The sequence below is a fragment of the Curtobacterium uvaldense genome (assembly GCF_028307415.1).
In the GTDB taxonomy this organism is placed as follows: Bacteria; Actinomycetota; Actinomycetes; order Actinomycetales; family Microbacteriaceae; genus Curtobacterium.
The window spans coordinates 1-16,247 of the sequence record NZ_JAQMHU010000004.1; the positions used below are offsets into that span (position 1 = coordinate 1).

General features: G+C 73.4%; 16 protein-coding genes. 11 read left to right on the plus strand and 5 right to left on the minus strand.

The window, feature by feature from the left end; genetic code table 11:
* Positions 1 to 20: 20 nt before the first annotated feature.
* Together PIJ49_RS03460 and PIJ49_RS03465 are read right to left on the minus strand one after the other, a co-directional pair.
* Complete coding sequence (locus tag PIJ49_RS03460) at positions 21 to 1,457, minus strand: nucleobase:cation symporter-2 family protein (protein ID WP_271825823.1); 1,437 nt, start codon at positions 1,455 to 1,457, stop codon at positions 21 to 23.
* Positions 1,458 to 1,654: 197 nt separating this feature from the next.
* Entirely contained in the window at positions 1,655 to 2,641 is a 987-nt protein-coding gene (locus tag PIJ49_RS03465; RefSeq protein ID WP_209684829.1) for an aldo/keto reductase, read from the minus strand.
* 95 nt (positions 2,642 to 2,736) lie between these two features.
* Between PIJ49_RS03465 and PIJ49_RS03470 the strand changes: the two genes are divergently transcribed.
* The 8 genes from PIJ49_RS03470 (at position 2,737) to PIJ49_RS03505 (ending at position 10,340) form a co-directional block, all read left to right on the plus strand.
* Positions 2,737 to 2,970 carry a hypothetical protein gene (locus PIJ49_RS03470; RefSeq protein WP_066657355.1) on the plus strand — a complete coding sequence of 78 codons (234 nt, stop codon included), beginning with the start codon at positions 2,737 to 2,739 and terminating at the stop codon, positions 2,968 to 2,970.
* A 119-nt stretch (positions 2,971 to 3,089) separates the two neighbouring features.
* A complete protein-coding gene (locus PIJ49_RS03475) occupies positions 3,090 to 3,638 on the plus strand; it encodes an acyl-CoA thioesterase (RefSeq protein ID WP_271825827.1) in 549 nt (182 codons plus the stop codon).
* A gap of 42 nt (positions 3,639 to 3,680) precedes the next feature.
* Positions 3,681 to 4,265: a YdeI/OmpD-associated family protein gene (locus PIJ49_RS03480; RefSeq protein WP_271825829.1), complete on the plus strand. Its 585-nt coding sequence runs from the start codon at positions 3,681 to 3,683 to the stop codon at positions 4,263 to 4,265.
* Between the two features lie 83 nt (positions 4,266 to 4,348).
* Complete coding sequence (locus PIJ49_RS03485; protein ID WP_251155606.1) at positions 4,349 to 5,230, plus strand: aldo/keto reductase; 882 nt, start codon at positions 4,349 to 4,351, stop codon at positions 5,228 to 5,230.
* A 155-nt stretch (positions 5,231 to 5,385) separates the two neighbouring features.
* On the plus strand, positions 5,386 to 5,967 hold the full coding sequence (locus PIJ49_RS03490) for a PadR family transcriptional regulator (RefSeq protein WP_271825831.1): 582 nt from the start codon (positions 5,386 to 5,388) through the stop codon (positions 5,965 to 5,967).
* Positions 5,964 to 6,698, plus strand: coding sequence for an ABC transporter ATP-binding protein (locus PIJ49_RS03495; RefSeq protein ID WP_251155608.1), 735 nt, complete (start codon positions 5,964 to 5,966; stop codon positions 6,696 to 6,698). Before PIJ49_RS03490 ends, PIJ49_RS03495 begins: the two co-directional genes overlap by 4 nt.
* The gene (locus tag PIJ49_RS03500) at positions 6,695 to 9,475 is read left to right on the plus strand and encodes an FtsX-like permease family protein (RefSeq protein ID WP_271825833.1); all 2,781 of its coding nucleotides are present in this window, start codon (positions 6,695 to 6,697) and stop codon (positions 9,473 to 9,475) included. The genes PIJ49_RS03495 and PIJ49_RS03500 overlap by 4 nt, the downstream gene beginning before the upstream one ends.
* Before the next feature lie 100 nt (positions 9,476 to 9,575).
* Entirely contained in the window at positions 9,576 to 10,340 is a 765-nt protein-coding gene (locus PIJ49_RS03505; protein ID WP_271825835.1) for an SGNH/GDSL hydrolase family protein, read from the plus strand.
* A gap of 149 nt (positions 10,341 to 10,489) precedes the next feature.
* Here the strand turns inward: PIJ49_RS03505 and PIJ49_RS03510 are convergent, their stop codons facing one another.
* Positions 10,490 to 11,155, minus strand: coding sequence for an SDR family NAD(P)-dependent oxidoreductase (locus PIJ49_RS03510; protein WP_271825838.1), 666 nt, complete (start codon positions 11,153 to 11,155; stop codon positions 10,490 to 10,492).
* A gap of 131 nt (positions 11,156 to 11,286) precedes the next feature.
* Here PIJ49_RS03510 and PIJ49_RS03515 point away from each other — a divergent pair, with 131 nt between their 5' ends.
* Positions 11,287 to 12,438 carry a PQQ-dependent sugar dehydrogenase gene (locus tag PIJ49_RS03515; protein WP_271825839.1) on the plus strand — a complete coding sequence of 384 codons (1,152 nt, stop codon included), beginning with the start codon at positions 11,287 to 11,289 and terminating at the stop codon, positions 12,436 to 12,438.
* A gap of 38 nt (positions 12,439 to 12,476) precedes the next feature.
* Here PIJ49_RS03515 and PIJ49_RS03520 read toward each other — a convergent pair whose 3' ends face one another.
* Positions 12,477 to 13,448, minus strand: a complete 972-nt coding sequence (locus PIJ49_RS03520; RefSeq protein WP_271825840.1) for an NAD-dependent epimerase/dehydratase family protein — start codon at positions 13,446 to 13,448, stop codon at positions 12,477 to 12,479.
* Positions 13,449 to 13,592: 144 nt separating this feature from the next.
* Entirely contained in the window at positions 13,593 to 14,078 is a 486-nt protein-coding gene (locus PIJ49_RS03525; RefSeq protein WP_251161075.1) for a DUF4126 family protein, read from the minus strand.
* 97 nt (positions 14,079 to 14,175) lie between these two features.
* Between PIJ49_RS03525 and PIJ49_RS03530 the strand changes: the two genes are divergently transcribed.
* Together PIJ49_RS03530 and PIJ49_RS03535 are read left to right on the plus strand one after the other, a co-directional pair.
* A complete protein-coding gene (locus PIJ49_RS03530; protein WP_271825841.1) occupies positions 14,176 to 14,817 on the plus strand; it encodes an NAD(P)H-binding protein in 642 nt (213 codons plus the stop codon).
* 154 nt (positions 14,818 to 14,971) lie between these two features.
* Complete coding sequence (locus PIJ49_RS03535; RefSeq protein WP_066657415.1) at positions 14,972 to 16,216, plus strand: DUF2254 domain-containing protein; 1,245 nt, start codon at positions 14,972 to 14,974, stop codon at positions 16,214 to 16,216.
* Positions 16,217 to 16,247: the final 31 nt, after the last annotated feature.

Consider the following 16,247-nt stretch of genomic DNA (forward strand, 5'->3'; position numbering starts at 1 on the left):
TGTGGGTCTCGGTGATGTGATTAAGTTTCCGCCGGCGATGGGCGGGGGGCGGTTCTGGACCGGCCGTCGCCGACCGTCGCGACCGGCGCCGTCGAGCGCACCGCGTCGTACGACCCCACGGCGGGGTCGGCGCCGTAGCGCTCCCGCAGCCCGCGCGACCCGAGCAGCAGGTTGAGCAGGATCGCGGCGATCGCTCCGGCCGAGATGCCCGAGTCGAACACGAGCGTGAACCACGTCGGGAACGCCCCGTAGATCTCCGGCGCGACGGTCGGCAGCAGCGCGATCGCGAGCGGCAGCGCCACGACGAGCACGTTCCGGTTGTCGAACCGCACCTTGGAGAGCGTCCGGATGCCGCTCGCCGCGACCATGCCGAACAGGGCGACCCCGGCACCGCCGAGCACCGCGTGCGGCACCGCCTCGACGACCGCTGCGACCTTCGGCACGAGCCCGAGCACGACGAGCATGCCGCCGGCGGCCGTCGCCACGTACCGCGAGCGCACCCCGGTCAGGGCCACCAGCCCGACGTTCTGCGCGAACGCCGTGTACGGGAACGTGTTGAAGACGCCGCCGAGCACGGTACCGAGGCCGTCGGCCCGCAGTCCGTCGGCCAGCGTGCGGCGCGACACCGGACGGTCGACGACCTCGCCGACGGCCACCATGTCGCCCGTGGTCTCGGTCATGATGACGAGCCCGACGACGAGCATCGACACGATCGACGCGAGGTCGAACGCCGGCAGCCCGAAGTGGAACGGCGTGACGACGGCGAACCAGGCGGCGTCGCCGATCCCCGACCCGTCGACCATGCCGGGGACGAACAGCGCCGCGACGGTGCCGAGGACGAGCCCGAACAGCACCGAGACCCGAGCCAGCCCGCGCGGCGCGAAGCGCTCGACGAGCACGACGGCCAGCAGCACGCCGGCCGCGAAGGCCACGTCGAGCGGATCGGCAGCGCCGTCCTCCCCACCGTCGGTGATCCACCCGGCGGCGACGCTCGTGAGCGAGACGCCGATGATCAGGATCACGGTGCCGGTGACGATCGGCGGGAACAGCCGCACGAGCTGCGAGAACCACGGCGCCACGAGCACCATGAACACCCCGCAGGCGATCGTCGCCCCGTAGACCGCGGTGATGCCGTGCGCACTGCCGATCGCGATCATCGGACCGACGGCGGCGAAGGTCACGCCCTGCACGAGCGGCAGGCGGACCCCGAAGCGCCAGAAGCCGACGGACTGCACGATCGTCGCCAGCCCGGCGACGAACAGGTCGGCGCTGATCAGGAAGGCCAGGTCGGCCCGGTCGAACCCGAGCGCCCCACCGACGATGAGCGGGACGGCGACCGCCCCGGCGTACATCGCCAGGACGTGCTGCAGGCCCAGCGGCAGGAGCCGACCGAGCGGCGGGACCGTGTCCACCCCGTCCGGTCCGGTGGTCGTGCGTGGTGGTGTCGTGCTGGTCATGGTGCCCCCGTCGCGGTGCCGGTCACGTGTCACCTCGACGCTAGGGAGCCCCTGTTTCCGCCCCGTGACGAGCTCGGGTCGCGCGCGTCACGCACCGCGGCCCCGGAACGCGCGTTCCGGAGTGACCGCCGACACCGTGACGGACGGGAGGCGCGGTGTCGGCCGACACCGCGCCTCCCGTCCGTCTCCTGGTCGCGTCAGCGACCGATGGACGACATGTCGGGGTACCGGTCCCCGGTCGGTACGGGCAGCGCCGACAGGCGCGCGAGCTGGTCGGCGGAGAGCGTCACGTCGGCGGCGCCCACGTTCTCCTCGAGCCGTGAGACCCGCTTGGTGCCGGGGATCGGCACGACGTCGTCGCCCTGCGCGAGCAGCCAGGCGAGCGCCACCTGACCGGGCTTCGCGCCGACCTCGTCGGCGATCGCCGTGACGGCGTCGACGATCCGCATGTTCTCGGCGAACGCCTGCTCTGCGAAGCGGGGGTTCTGGCGGCGGAAGTCGTCCTCGTCCAGGTCGGACGGCTTCGTGATCGCGCCGGTCAGGAAGCCGCGGCCGAGGGGCGAGTACGGCACCAGGCCGATGCCGAGCTCGCGGAGGGTGTCGAGCACGTCGCCCTCCGGGTCGCGCGTCCACAGCGAGTACTCGCTCTGGAGCGCGGTGATCGGGTGCACGGCGTGCGCCCTGCGGATCGTGGCGGCGCTCGCCTCGGAGAGCCCGATGTGGCGGATCTTGCCCTCCTGCACGAAGCCGGCGAGCTGTCCGACCACGTCCTCGATCGGGACGGCCGGGTCGACGCGGTGCTGGTAGTAGAGGTCGATGTGGTCGGTGCCGAGGCGGCGGAGCGAGCCCTCGAGCGCCTCGCGGACGGACTCGGGTGCGCTGGAGATGCCGCGCTGCTGCGTGGGGGTCTGCTCGCCGGCCTCGTGCCGGTAGAGGCCGAACTTGGTGGCGATCACGACCTGGTCGCGGCGGTCGCCGAGGGCACGACGGAGGAGCTCCTCGTTCGTGTACGGGCCGTAGGCCTCGGCGGTGTCGAAGAGCGTGACGCCGAGGTCGATCGCGCGGTGGATCGTGCGGATCGACTCGTCGTCGTCGGTGCCGGCGCCCGTGTAGAAGGCGCTCATGCCCATGGTGCCGAGGCCGACGGAGCCGACCTCGAGGTCTGCGAGCTTGCGTGTCTGCATGGGTGCAGGTCTACTCCTGCCGGCACCTCGTCAGGGAGGTACCGGCACGGCTACGCTGAGGGCACGGACAGTGTCCGCGACGGAAGGGGAACGTCATGACCGTGGTCTGGATCGTCATCGGCCTCGTGGTGGTCGTCGCCGCCCTGCTCGTCGTGCTCGAGGTGCAGAACGCCCGGCGTCGGAAGGCCCTGGCGCACCTGGAGCCCGTCGACCCGCGCGTCGGGGAGCGCGCGATGTCCGAGGCATCGGGGGAGCACGCGATCATCGAAGGCGTGGCGAAGTCGGCGCACCCGGGGATCAGCGGCGCCGGGGGCGGCCCGCTCGGCTGAACCGCCCCGACCAGGCGGTTGCAGGTTCCGCTGCACGGTGTTGCACTCGACACCGGACGCGCTCGTGCGGTTCCTCCAACGGGATCGGACGCACAGCCCGGCACTGGTGTGATCGACCCGTGAACCTGTACCTCCGGCTCTTCCTCCTCGGCCTGCGCCTCCGGCTGGCCGCCCTGCGACCGGGGCGGCGCCCCTCGCTGTGGGACGAGGCCCGCACGCCCTTCCGCGTGCTGCCGACGGACCTGGACACGCTGCGGCACGTGAACAACGGCCGGTACCTGACGCTGATGGACCTCGGCCGCTACGACCTGCTGTACGGGTCCGGCTTCTGGCAGGAGTCCGCCCGCCGCGGCTGGTACGCCGTCGTCGCTGCGCAGACGATCACGTACAAGCGCTCCCTGACGCTCGGGGAACGGTTCACCCTGCACACCCGGGTGCTCGGCGTCGACGAGCGCGCCGTGTACATGGAGCAGACCTTCGTCCGGCAGGGCGCGGTCGTCGCTCGGGCGGTCGTCCAGGCACGGTTCCTGCGGCGCGAGGGCGGCCAGGTGACGCCCGAGGACGTGGTGGCCGCGGCGGGCGGCGCGGCGCGGGACCTCACGCTGCCCGGCTGGGTGCACGAGTGGGCCGACGCCGTGCGGATCAGCAGCGGCGGCGGCGTTCGCTGACCGGTCCGCCCGCGGCCGCGGTGCCCGTCCTACGATGACGGCGTGGACGACGACGACCTGGTGCTCCCCGACGCAGCCGCCTGGCGTGCCTGGCTCGACGAGCACGAGGACGATCCCGACGGCGTCTGGCTGGTGCTCGCCAAGAAGGGCACGACGGAGCCGACGTCGCTGACGTACGACCAGGCGCTCGACGAGGCCCTGTGCTCGGGGTGGATCGACGGGCAGAAGCGCGGCCGGGACACGGCGACCTTCCGGCAGCGCTTCACCCCGCGCCGCCGGGCGTCGCTCTGGTCCCAGCGCAACATCGGGCTCGTCGCGGCACTCGAGGAGGCCGGCCGCATGCGCCCACGCGGTCGCGCCGAGGTCGACCGCGCGAAGGGCGACGGACGGTGGGACCGCGCCTACGCCGGAGCGGCGACCGCCACCGTGCCCGACGACCTGCGGGCCGCGCTCGACGCCGCACCCGCTGCGGCCGCGCTGTTCGCCGAGCTCGACGCGACGAACCGGTACGCCGTGCTGCACCGGGTCGTCACGGCACCGAGCGTCTCCGCACGAGCGAACCGGATCGCGAAGCTCGTCGCCGGGCTCGCGACCGGCGAGACGCCGTACCCACGCCCGGGTCGCTGACCAGGGCGCCCGCGCTGCCCGTCGCACGCGCCAGGCGGACACCGATCCAGCAACGGGTCACTCCACGGGCGTAGACCGGGATCATGACCACTGGTACCGACACCACGAACCGTCCTGCCGCCGCCTCGGGCACGTTCCGCATCGGCGGTGACCTCGAGGTCCACCGCCTGGGCTACGGCACCATGCAGCTCACCGGCCCGGGCGTCTGGGGGCCGCCGAAGGACCACGACGAGGCCGTCCGTGTCCTCAAGCGCGCGGTCGACCTCGGCGTCGACTTCTTCGACACGGCCGACTCCTACGGCCCGTACGTCGCCGAGGAGCTGCTCCGTGAAGCCCTGCACCCCTACGGCGACGACATCGTCATCGCGACCAAGGCCGGCCTGACCCGCACCGGCCCGAACGAGTGGCCGCCGGTCGGCCGCCCGGAGTACCTCCGCCAGGAGGCCGAGATGAGCCTCCGCCGCCTCGGCCTCGAGCGCATCGACCTGTTCCAGCTGCACCGCATCGACCCGAAGGTCCCGCTCGAGGACCAGATCGGCGAGCTGAAGAAGCTGCAGGACGAGGGCAAGATCCGCCACATCGGCCTGTCCGAGGTCTCCGTCGACGACGTGAAGGCCGCGCAGGAGCACGCCGAGATCGTCACCGTCCAGAACCTCTACAACCTGCAGAAGCGCGACGCCGAGGAGCTCCTCGACTGGTCCGAGGAGCAGGGCATCGGCTTCATCCCGTGGTTCCCGCTCGCGACCGGTGGACTGACCGGCGAGGACTCGCCGCTCACCGAGATCGCGCAGCGCAAGGGCGCCACGCCGGCACAGCTCGCGCTCGCGTGGCTGCTGAAGCGCTCGCCCGTGATGCTGCCGATCCCGGGCACCTCGAGCGTCGACCACCTCGAGGACAACATGCAGGGCGCGACGATCGAGCTCACGGACGAGGAGTTCGCGGAGCTGTCGAAGCTGGGGGAGTGACCCCACCAGGCACCGGACGGGAGGCCCGTGGCGACACCGCCACGGGCCTCCCGTCACGTCTCGTGACCACTTCGTGACCCGCCCGGGCTTGTCGGGGGCTACCCGGTATGTGCATACTCGGTATGTCCGAGACGGACCGAGACGGGGGAGTCACGATGAGCGTCAAGATGGGCGTACTCGCGCTGCTGGTGGGAGGACCCGGGTACGGGTACCAGCTCCGGGGGGAGTTCGAGCACCGCACCGGGGGGAGCTGGCCGCTCAACATCGGCCAGGTCTACACGACGCTCGACCGTCTCGAACGGGACGGACTCGTGGCCCGCGGCGACGCCGACGACGACGGACACGTCGTCTACACGGCGACCGACGCGGGCCGCGAGGAGGTCGCACGCTGGTTCAGCGAGCCGGTACCCGCGAAGCGCGGTCGCGACGAGCTCGCGATCAAGTTCGCGCTCGCCGTCACGGTCCCCGGCATCGACGTCCCTCGACTTGTGCAGGTGCAGCGCGCCTCGGCGATGCGTGCACTGCAGGACCTGACGCGGCTGAAGCGCTCCGCCGACCCGGCGGAGGACCTGGCGTGGTCCCTCGTCCTCGAGTCGATGGTCTTCCAGGCCGAGGCCGAGGTCCGGTGGCTCGACCACGTGGAGAGTTCCGTCGCGCGGTACATGCCGTCGGCGGCACATCTACCGAAGGCACCGGTCGAGTCCATCGCCGACACGGCACACGAGGGCGTCCGATGAGCGCCGCCGACACCGAGGCGCTCCTCGCCCTGGATGCCGTCAGCGTCCAGTACGGCTCCGGTGAAAGGTCCGTAACCGCACTGGCGGGTGTCGACCTGACGATCCGACGAGGAGAGATGGTCGCCGTGATGGGGACCTCCGGGTCCGGCAAGTCGACCCTCCTCGCCTGTGCCGGAACGCTGCTGCCGCCCACCAGCGGCGAGGTGCGCATCGGCGGCGAGTGGGTCTCCGACCGCCCGGCGCGGGAGCTCGCGGCGCTGCGTCGACGCCTCGTGGGATTCGTGTTCCAGGACTTCAACCTCATCCCGTCCCTCACGGCGGTCGAGAACGTCGCCCTCCCGCTCGAGCTCGACGGGTGGAAGGCGAGCAAGGCCCGCCGCGCGGCCGAACTCGCGCTCGAGAACGTCGAGCTCGGTGACCGCGCCGACGCCTTCCCCGACGACCTGTCCGGCGGGCAGCAGCAACGCGTCGCCATCGCCCGTGGCGTCGTCGGTGACCGGCGACTGGTGCTGGCGGACGAGCCGACCGGTGCGCTCGACTCGCAGACCGGCGAGGTGGTGCTCCGGATGCTCCGCCGGCACGTCGACAACGGAGCGGGTGCCCTGCTCGTGACGCACGACGCACGGCACGCCGCCTGGGCGGACCGGGTCGTCTTCCTGCGCGACGGTCGGGTCGTCGACGAGACGGTCTACGCCGGCGTCGAGTCGCTCGTCGGCCGAGCAGCCTCGTGAGGCTCTGGCCGGCGCTCCGACTCGGTCGCCGCCTGGCCTTCGCGAAGATCGGCCGCGCGGTGCTGATCGTGTCGCTCATCGGCATCCCCACCGCGGGGTTCGCGGCGGCGGCCGTGGTCATCCAGTCCACACTGCCCACCGTGCAGGAGCAACTCCGGTACGACCTCGGCCACGCAGCCGCCCAGATGCGCCTGTCCGGCCCGGACCTGCCCGGGATGCGGCAGGACCCCCTGCAGTGGCAGCTGACCGACTCGGCGCGGGACAGCCCGGTGACGAGGGCGGACGAGGACTCCCCCTGGGCCGACCTGCTCGACCACGTGCCGGCGGGAGCCGAGGCGATCCCGGTCCGGACCACGCAGGTCGTCGTCGCCGGCCCGGGGGTCCCCGTCGCCGTCGCCGCGGACGAGGGAGCGACGTGGTCGCCCGCCCTCGACGGGCACTGGCACGTGCTGTCCGGCCGTGCACCGACCTCCCCCGACCAGGCGATGCTGACCCCCGCGACGCTCGAGCGCCTCCACCTGTCCGTCGGCGACACCCTGACGGTGACCGATCCGGTCCGCGAGCGGTTCACCGTCACGGGCACCATGGGAGACGCCGCCTCAGGCCCGGGTGCCCAGGGGGTGTTCCTGCCGCCCGGGTCCCTGCCGGCCGAGCTCCCGTACTCCGTGCAGCGGGGTGGGTCGGACACGACCGTGTACCTGCCCGAGGTCGCCCCGACGTGGTCGGAGATCCGCGCGCTCAACGCGCACGGGATCGTCGTCGAGTCCCGTCCGGTCGTGCTCGACCCGCCGGCGGACCGACTCGAGGGCGTCCCGACCGAGATGACCGTGAACGCGTACCTCGGTGCCCTGGCGCTGGTCGGGGTGTTCGCCGCCTTCGAGGTCGCACTGCTCGCCGGTGCCGCGTTCCTGGTCGGCACCCGGGCGGACACCCGCACGTACGCGATCGTCACGAGCCTCGGCGGTGAGCGCGGCTTCGTGCGGGCGGTCGTCGCCGGCTCCGGGCTGGTGCTCGGTCTCGTCGGCGCCGTGCTCGGGACGGCCCTGGGCACCGGGATCGGTGTGCTGGCGTTCCACCTGCTCGACGACGGCAACGTCGGGACCTGGCCGGGGCTGCACGTGCCGGCACTCGCCCTCGTCACGATCGCGGCGGTCGCCGTCGTCGCCGGGCTCGTGGCGGCCCTGGTCGCGGCACGTGCAGCGACCAGGATCGACGTCCTCGCGGCCCTCCGCGGGTCCCTGCGCCCCGCTGCACCCCGTCCCCGGGCGGAACGGCGGCGGCGGACCTGGGTCCCCGTGCTGGTCGTCAGCGGGACGGCGATGACACTGGCGTGCGGCGTCGGCGTGCTCCTGCTCAACGACCGACCCGTGCAGCAGGACCGGTGGGCCGTGCTCGCCGGCGTCGGGGTCGCGCTCGGGCCGTGCCTGGTGCAGCTCGGTGTGGCCCTCGCGTCGCCGTGGGTCCTGGCCGGCGTCGCACGGCTCTCGGCGCGCCTCGGTCTGTCCGCCCGGATCGCCGCGCGGGACGCTCGACGCAACCCGGTCCGCACGGTCCCGGTGCTCGCGAGCGTGATGAGCGTCGTGTTCGTCGCCTCGGTCGTGATCACGTGGAGCGCCTCGGAGCACGCCCGCTTCGTCCGGGGGTACGAGTACACGACCGCCGTCGGGGTCGCGACCGCGAACGTCTCGCTGACCGACCGCGACGGGTACAGCGACGGGTACGACGCCGCGGTCACCGACCGGGCCGCGCACGTGCTCTCCGGAGCGTTGGACGGCGTCCGGCTGCACGTGCTCGCCGTGAACCGCGAGGATCCGGGGAAGGAGCCGACCACGATCACCACGCCGCACGACTTCGTGCAGCGGGACTGCCAGACGTACGACACGACCGGTTGCGCGGGCTTCCTGCAGAGCGTCGGGAGCGGCGAGCCGCACATCGCGGCGGGGACGGTCGACGACTACGCCCTGCTCACCGGGCACCGTCCGTCCGCCGAGGTCCGACGGGCGCTCGAGGACGGCGAGGCCGTGTCGCTCTGGCCCGAGTACGTCCGCGACGGAGCGGTCCGCATCGACACCTTCCGGAACCGCACGATCGACGACACCGCGCAGCTCGAGGACACCCGCCCCGATGCCTCGACGACGATCCCGGCCGTCGTCGACGTGCAGACGCCACGGATCAAGGTCGGGGTCTTCATGACCCGGGACACGGCAGCGGCCCACGGGGTCCCGCTGGTCGACGGCCTGCTCGCGATGCACCTGCCGCAGGACCTGACCCCGGCGCAGTACGACGCGCTGTCGTCCGCGTGGCAGAGCGGTGGCGGCGCTGACCGGGAACGGTGGGGTGGTCCGGGCTTCGCCTACGAGCGCGGTCCGGTCGACGACCAGGCCGCCGTGCAGGCCCTCGTCCTCGCACTGGCCGCCGCCGTCACGATCGGCGCCACCGCCGTCGCGGTCGGGCTCGCCCGCTCCGACGGACGCCGGGACGACGAGGTGCTCGACGCGATCGGGGCGGAACCGGTCCTGCGGCGCCGCGTGTCGGCGTGGCAGGCGGCGATCCTCACCACGGTCGGCGCGGTCGTCGGCACGCTGCTCGGGTTGCTGCCGATCCGGGCGCTCACCCTGCGGTTCGACGGCGGCCCGACGGGGACCACGCACCTGCCGTTCGTGGCGGACTGGCCGGTGCTGGCGCTGCTCGCCCTCGGCCTCCCGCTCGTCGTGACGGCGGGCACCTGGGCGACCGCCGGACGCAGCTCCCGCCCGGTGGTGCGCCGTGCCCCGTGAGCCCGAACCTGAGAACGGCCGCGAGGACCCTCAGCGACGCTGCGCGTTCCCCAGGTCTGGGGCCTGGTCCCGGCGGGCGATCCGGAGGATACCTGTACCCGTGACCCGCACCACCCGTCTCGCCGTCGTCGCGAGCATCGTCTCCGCAGCCTGCCTCGTCGGGGCCGGCGTCTTCGTCGTCGCCGCCCCCCACACGGCGAGCGCCGAGGACCGCCCCGTCGCCGCAGCAGCCGACACCCGCGTCGAACGCGGCACCACGGACCTCGCTCGTCCGAGCACGCCGGACCAGGTGGTCTCCGGAGCGCTCAGCACCCCGGCGCTGCCGGACGCCGTGCCGTTCGCGTACGCCGGCGACTCGATCACCGCCCGACCCGACTCGTGGCTGCACCAGCTGGAGTCCGACGACCGGCTGCGCGCCGTCGGTGGCTACGCGCACAGCGGGTACCGTGCCGACCAGGTCCTCGCGGAGATCGGTCCGGTCCCGCAGGCGCGCGTGCTCGTGGTCGAGGTCGGCACGAACGACGTCAACCAGGCCGTCCCGCTCGACCGGACGATCGCCGGTGTGGACGCGATCGTCCGCAAGGTCGGTGCGGCGCGGGTCCTCGTCGTCGCCGGTCCGCCCTCCGACTGGACGTGGAGCCGGTGGGGTGCCGACCGTCGCTCGGGTCAGATCGTCCTGACCGGTGCGCTGCACGCGGATGCCGACGTCCACGGGTGGGCGTTCGTCGACCCGTTCCGCTCGCTCCGGGCGGCCGACGGAGCCTACGTGGCGGGGACGACGCCGGACGGCATCCACCCGACGGCCGAGGCGAACCGTTCGGTCGCCGCGGCGATGGCCGACGCGATCGAGCGCACCGCGCGCTGACGCTGCCGGCTCGGGCGCAGCGACGCACCGTGCGACGGACGGGAGGCCCGTGGCGATCCCGCCACGGGCCTCCCTCGCAGGCTCGGTCGGCGCGGCCCGCGTGACGCTGGCGCGTCACCGCTCAGCGGGCCGCGCCCGTCCGTCGTCGCTCACTCCGGCAGCGGCTCGGCGTAGGTCCGGAAGTCCCCGCGCTCGGTGTGGATGCTCCAGAGCCGCTCGGCGACCGCGGCCGACGAGTGGTCGTCCTGTCCGTCGTCGATGCCGAACGGGATGATCAGCTGACCGACGTGCACGTGCTCGTCGGCCACCGCGTCGTGGAGGAGCTGCGCGTAGGCGCTCTCGCCCGCGAACGCGACCGACGTGCCCGTCACCCGGGCGCCGGGTCGGACCGCGCTGCCGCCGCTGACGAAGAGGATCGTGCCCGTCCCGATCGCCCGCATGCCCGGGAGCACCTGGCGCACGGCGTTCACGGAGCCGTAGACCGAGAACTCGACCGGGCCGACCAGGTCCTCGGCGGTGGTCTCGAGCACCGGGCGCATGTACTCCTTCGCGGGCAGCGGGCTGTACTGCAGCACCTCGATCGGGCCGAGCTGTTCGGTGGCGGCCTCGAGCGCGGCGCGGAGCGAGTCCCCGTCGCGGACGTTCGCGGCGAAGCCCTGCGCGCGGTACCCCGACGACCGGAGCTCGGCGGCGAGCGCGTCGAGCCGGTCCTGGTTGCGGGAGATCAGGGCGACGTCGAAGCCCTCGCGGCCGAAGCGGTCCGCGACGGCGAGCCCGAGGCCCTTGCCGGCGCCGACGATGGCGATGGTGGTCATGCGGTGGTCCTTCCGTGGGTGTGGCGCCGACGGTAGGCCGCCCCGCGCAGCGGTGAGGGGTTCCGCCGGGAACCCCCAGCCGTTTCCCGACGGGGCCGTGTGGACTCGGGGCACGACCCGGGAGGATCACCGTGGACACCACCCGCACACGCCGCAGCCGCCGCACCTGGTCCGCCCTCGGGCTGGCCGCCGTGGCAGCCCTCGGCCTGACCGCCTGTTCCGACGACCGCGCGACGACCGGTCCGGGCGACCCCGCCGGGCAGGGCAGCACCGCCAGCCCGCCTGCCGACCTCGCTGCCGGCCAGCTGGCGCCGGACGGCCGGACCACGGACGTCGTCTCGGGCCTCGAGGCGCCGTGGTCGGTGGTCCCCGTCGGCGACGACGGCGACGCGTTCGTCAGCGAGCGGGACTCGGCGCGCGTGCTCGAACTCCGGGCGGACGGGTCGACGCGGGAGGTCGGGACCGTCGACGGGGTCCGGCACGGCGGCGAGGGCGGACTCCTCGGCCTCGCCCTGCACGACGGAGACCTGTTCGTCTACTCGACCGCCGACGACGGCAACCGGATCCAGCGGTACGACCTGACCGGGGACACCGGCTCGTACCGGCTCGGTGTGGCGACGACGGTGATCGACGGGCTGCCCGCGAACACCTTCCACGACGGCGGGCGCATCGCGTTCGGCCCCGACGACATGCTGTACGCGAGCGTCGGCGACGCGGGGCAGCGGTCCGAGGCGCAGGACCGCGATTCCCTGGCGGGCAAGATCCTGCGGCTGACCCCGGACGGCCAGGTACCCGACGACAACCCGTTCGACGGTTCGCCCGTGTGGTCGCTCGGGCACCGGAACGTGCAGGGCATGGGTTGGGCCGAGGACGGCACGATGTTCGCCGCGGAGTTCGGGGAGGACCGCTGGGACGAGCTCAACGTCATCGAGCCGGGGGCGAACCACGGGTGGCCCGAGGTCGAGGGCACCGGCGGCGAGGACCGCGGGTTCGTCGACCCGGTGCAGCAGTGGTCGACGGACGAGGCCTCGCCGAGCGGGCTGACCGTGATCGGCGACACCGTGTTCGTCGCGAACCTCAAGGGGGAGTCCGTCCGCGCCGTCCCGGTCTCCGACCCGTCGAGCTCGACGGTGTACTTCCCGGGCGAGCACGGGCGCATCCGCACGGTGCTGCCCGGCCCCGGCGACACCCTCTGGTTCGTGACGAACAACACCGACGGCCGCGGCGACCCACGCGACGGCGACGACCGGATCCTGTCCGTGCCGCTCACCGAGGCGGACTGAGGACCGAGCGCCCGGGCTGACGTCGGCGCGCCGCGGGATCAGGGGCGGAACGACTCCGGCACGTCGAGGTCGCCGTGCTCCGCCTGCCACCGCAGCGCATCGCGCACCGTCGCCGACGCCGTGTACGCCGGTGCGTACCCGAGGACCCGCCGCGGCTTCTCGATGCTGAACACCTGGCTGCGGGACAGGTGCTCCCAGCTCGCGTCGGCGTGCTCCGGAGCCGTGGTCTGCCGGAACCGGTCCCAGTCGACGGACTCGAGCCGTGCCTCCCGGCCGGCCCACGACGCGACCAGGTGGGCGTACCCGCGCACCGTGAGCGCCGTCGGGGCGGTCGCGAAGAAGTCCTGCCCGGCGGCGGCGTCCCGCTGCTCGACCGCGAGCTGGAACAGCTGCGCGACGTCGTCGGCGTGCACGTGGGCCATCGACTCCGCGCCGAGGCCCGGCACCTCGACGACCTCGCCCGCGACGAGCCGTTCGACCACCGTGGGGTCGAGGTTGCCGAGCGGACCGATCGGCATCCAGCCCGGACCGCTGATGTGCCCGGGGTGGATCGACGTCGTGACGACACCACCGTCGGCGGTCTCCTGCAGGAGCATCCGGGCGATGGCGTCCTTCTGCGTGCCGTACTCGCCGAAGGGCGGCGTGGCGGTCTCCTCGGTGATCGGCAGGACGTGCGAGACGCCGGCGCGCCAGATCGACCCGCAGTGGACCAGGTGGGTCCGGCTGCCGCGGAGCGCCCGGACGAGCTGCTCGGCCGACCCGAGCGTGAAGCAGACGAGGTCGACCACGGCGTCGGCGCCGAGAGCGGCGATCCGGTCGCCGAACGTGCCGTCCCGGTCCTCCTGCTCGCGGTCGGCGGTGATCCGCTCGACCTGCTCCCACTCGGGAGCCTCCGCGTACGGGCTGCTGGTGCCGCGCGTCACGACCCTGACGCGGTGCCCGGCGCGCACGAGGCGGGGGACCAGGAAGGTGCCGATGTGGCCGGTGGCTCCGATGACGACGATGTCCATGCGGGCCACGCTAGGCGCGCGTCCCCGTGTGCGGCAGGCCCTGCCGGTGCTCCCCGGCGGACGGGACGGCGACGGACCGGACGCCGGACGGACGGGAGGCACGTGGCGGGTCCGCCACGTGCCTCCCGTCCGGCGTCGGTCCGGTCAGGACCCGCTGACCACCTTGACGGAGCCGGCGATGACCGCCGCGTCCTCGGCGAGCGCGCCGACCGGGTCGGGCAGGCCGGAGCTGCTGAGGAGCTTGCGGGCGGCCCACCCGGCGAAGCTGCCGACGATCGCGCCGACGCCACCGAGGATCGCGCCCTCGAGTCGGAGGTCGCGCCGACCGGTCGTCCCGAGGGCCGCACCCGCGAACGCACCGGCACCGATGCGGCCGACCAGGCCGAGCGGCGAGATGCGGGCGGGGGCCTTCGGGGACTTGTCGCCGACGAGCTCGCCGATGGCGGACGCGACGAGCAGGCCGCGGCCGAGCGGCGAGCTGAAGGCCTTCCACTGCTGCCAGTCGCCCCGGACGGCCTTGTTGTCGTGGTTCAGCGCGAGGACGGCCAGCGGGGTGCTGCTCCGTCCACCGCTGAGGAACCCGAGTGCCAGGGTGCGGACCAGGGTGTGCTGCTCGTCGTGCTTGCTCATCGGTTCTCCCGTCGTGTCGCACCGGACGGTACTCGCCGGGCGCTGGGGGACGGACCCGCTCCCGCCCTTCCGAGCCGCACCGCGTACCGTCCGGGCCATGAGCAACGTCATCCTGTTCGGCGGCCACGGCAAGGTCGCGCTCCTCGCCACCCGGATCCTCACCGAGCGCGGACACCGCGTGACCTCCGTGATCCGCGACCCCGACCAGCAGGACGAGGTGCGCGCCCACGGCGGCGAGCCCCGGGTCGCCGACGTGCAGGAGCAGTCGCTCACCGACTTCGCCGACCTCGTCCGCGGGCACGACGCCGTCGGCTGGTCGGCCGGCGCCGGCGGCGGTTCGGCGGACCGCACCTGGGCGATCGACCGCGACGCCGCCGTCCTGTCCGTGCAGGGCACCGCGCAGGCCGGGGTCGACCGCTACGTGATGGTCTCGTGGTCCGGGTCGAAGCTCGACCACGGGATCCCCCAGGACCAGGACTTCTTCGCGTACGCGCAGTCCAAGATGATCGCCGATGCCGTGCTCCGGGACTCCGGGCTGCAGTGGACGGTCGTCGCGCCGAGCACCCTGACCGACGACGAGCCGACCGGCTCGGTCGACTGGGACGGCTCGGCGTCGCAGGTCCCGCGCGGTGACGTGGCCCACGTGGTCGCGGACGTGCTCGAGGACCCGTCGACGGCCGGTCGGACCATCCGCTTCAACGGCGGCGACACGGCGATCGCCGACTTCCTCCGGGGCTGACCGCGTGGCGGACGCCCCCCGGTCGCTCACGCTGGAGATCGGGGACCACGAGCTGGTCATCGGGCTCGTGCGGCGCGTCCACCTCCGACGGATCGGGGGCCCCGTCACCGAAACGTCGCGAGACTTCTGACCACCGGGACGAACGGACCAGTCCATGCACGCTCTCCTCGTCCGCATCCGGGAGTCCTTCTGGTTCCTGCCGGCCGTGCTCGGTGTGGTGGCGATCGTCGCCGCGCAGCTGCTCGTCACCCTCGACCGCGAGGTCCTCGACGGGCGGGTCCCCGCGGTGCCGTTCCTCGACGCGCTGAGCGCCGGGGGCGGTCGGTCGATCCTGACGACGATCGGCACGGCGATGCTCACGGTCGCCGGGACGTCGTTCTCGATCACGATCTCGGTCCTCGCCACCACGTCCTCGACGTACGGCCCGCGGCTCGTGCGGAACTTCACGGCCGACCGGGCGAACCAGCTCGTGCTCGCGGCGTTCACGTCGACGTTCCTCTACGCGATGGTCGTGCTGCGGACGGTGCACACCGACGTCGACGACGGCGACCCGTTCGTCCCCGTCGTCGCGATCCACGTCGCGGTCCTGCTCGCCGTGCTCGACGTGGGCGTGCTCGTCTTCTTCATCCACCACATCGCGTCGAGCACGCAGATCACGTCGCTGCAGCGGCAGGTGCAGACCGACCTGCGTGCAGCGGTCGACGAGGCCTACCGGGACGGCGACGACGATCGACGGACGATCGCCCCCGTCGTCGTGCCCGAGGACGGGTGGTCCGCGGTCCGGGCTGCGGCCGACGGCTACGTGCAGTCGGTGGAGTGGCGGGCCCTGACGGCCTGGGCGGGCCGCAACGACCGTCTGGTCGACGTCGTCGCGACCCCGGGCCGGTACGTGATCCAGGGCGACGTCGTCGTCCGCGTCCGCGCGGACGGGGGCAGCAGGCCGACGGTCGACACCGCCACCGCTCGGACGCTGCGCGCCGCGGTGGTCCTCGGCACCGCCAGGACGCCCGTGCAGGACGTCGAGTTCGCCCTGCAGCAGCTGGTCGAGATCGCCGTCCGCGGGCTCGCTTCCGGATCGAACGACCCGTACACCGCGGTCAGCGCCCTGGACATGGCGACGCCCGTCCTGGTGCCGCTCTGGCGGGACCGGGCGGCCGTCACGGCACTGCTCGGACCGGACGGAGCGCCGCGGGTCCTGCAGCACTGGCCGGCACCGGAGGACCTCGTGGCGGGCCTCTTCGCGACCGTCGGCCACTACGGCGCCGGGCAGCCGCTCGTCGAGCGTGCCGCCGACCGGCTGGCCGGTCGGCTCGAGCAGCAGGCGTCCCAGCGGCGGCGCGGACTCGTCGCGACGATGCGTGCGCGGACCGTCGACCCCGGCCAGGACAGCCCCGCCTGAACGGTTCCACAGCACATCAGGCACCATGGAC

What these genes read in the sequence shown, in the direction of transcription:
- PIJ49_RS03525 (WP_251161075.1), bottom strand. Translation starts at nt 14,078, where the DNA reads ATGAGCAAGCACGACGAGCAGCACACCCTGGTCCGCACCCTGGCACTC.
- PIJ49_RS03470 (WP_066657355.1), top strand. Translation starts at nt 2,737, where the DNA reads ATGACCGTGGTCTGGATCGTCATCGGCCTCGTGGTGGTCGTCGCCGCC.
- PIJ49_RS03460 (WP_271825823.1), bottom strand. Translation starts at nt 1,457, where the DNA reads ATGACCAGCACGACACCACCACGCACGACCACCGGACCGGACGGGGTG.
- PIJ49_RS03465 (WP_209684829.1), bottom strand. Translation starts at nt 2,641, where the DNA reads ATGCAGACACGCAAGCTCGCAGACCTCGAGGTCGGCTCCGTCGGCCTC.
- PIJ49_RS03530 (WP_271825841.1), top strand. Translation starts at nt 14,176, where the DNA reads ATGAGCAACGTCATCCTGTTCGGCGGCCACGGCAAGGTCGCGCTCCTC.
- PIJ49_RS03490 (WP_271825831.1), top strand. Translation starts at nt 5,386, where the DNA reads ATGAGCGTCAAGATGGGCGTACTCGCGCTGCTGGTGGGAGGACCCGGG.
- PIJ49_RS03495 (WP_251155608.1), top strand. Translation starts at nt 5,964, where the DNA reads ATGAGCGCCGCCGACACCGAGGCGCTCCTCGCCCTGGATGCCGTCAGC.
- PIJ49_RS03485 (WP_251155606.1), top strand. Translation starts at nt 4,349, where the DNA reads ATGACCACTGGTACCGACACCACGAACCGTCCTGCCGCCGCCTCGGGC.
- PIJ49_RS03520 (WP_271825840.1), bottom strand. Translation starts at nt 13,448, where the DNA reads ATGGACATCGTCGTCATCGGAGCCACCGGCCACATCGGCACCTTCCTG.
- PIJ49_RS03510 (WP_271825838.1), bottom strand. Translation starts at nt 11,155, where the DNA reads ATGACCACCATCGCCATCGTCGGCGCCGGCAAGGGCCTCGGGCTCGCC.
- PIJ49_RS03535 (WP_066657415.1), top strand. Translation starts at nt 14,972, where the DNA reads ATGCACGCTCTCCTCGTCCGCATCCGGGAGTCCTTCTGGTTCCTGCCG.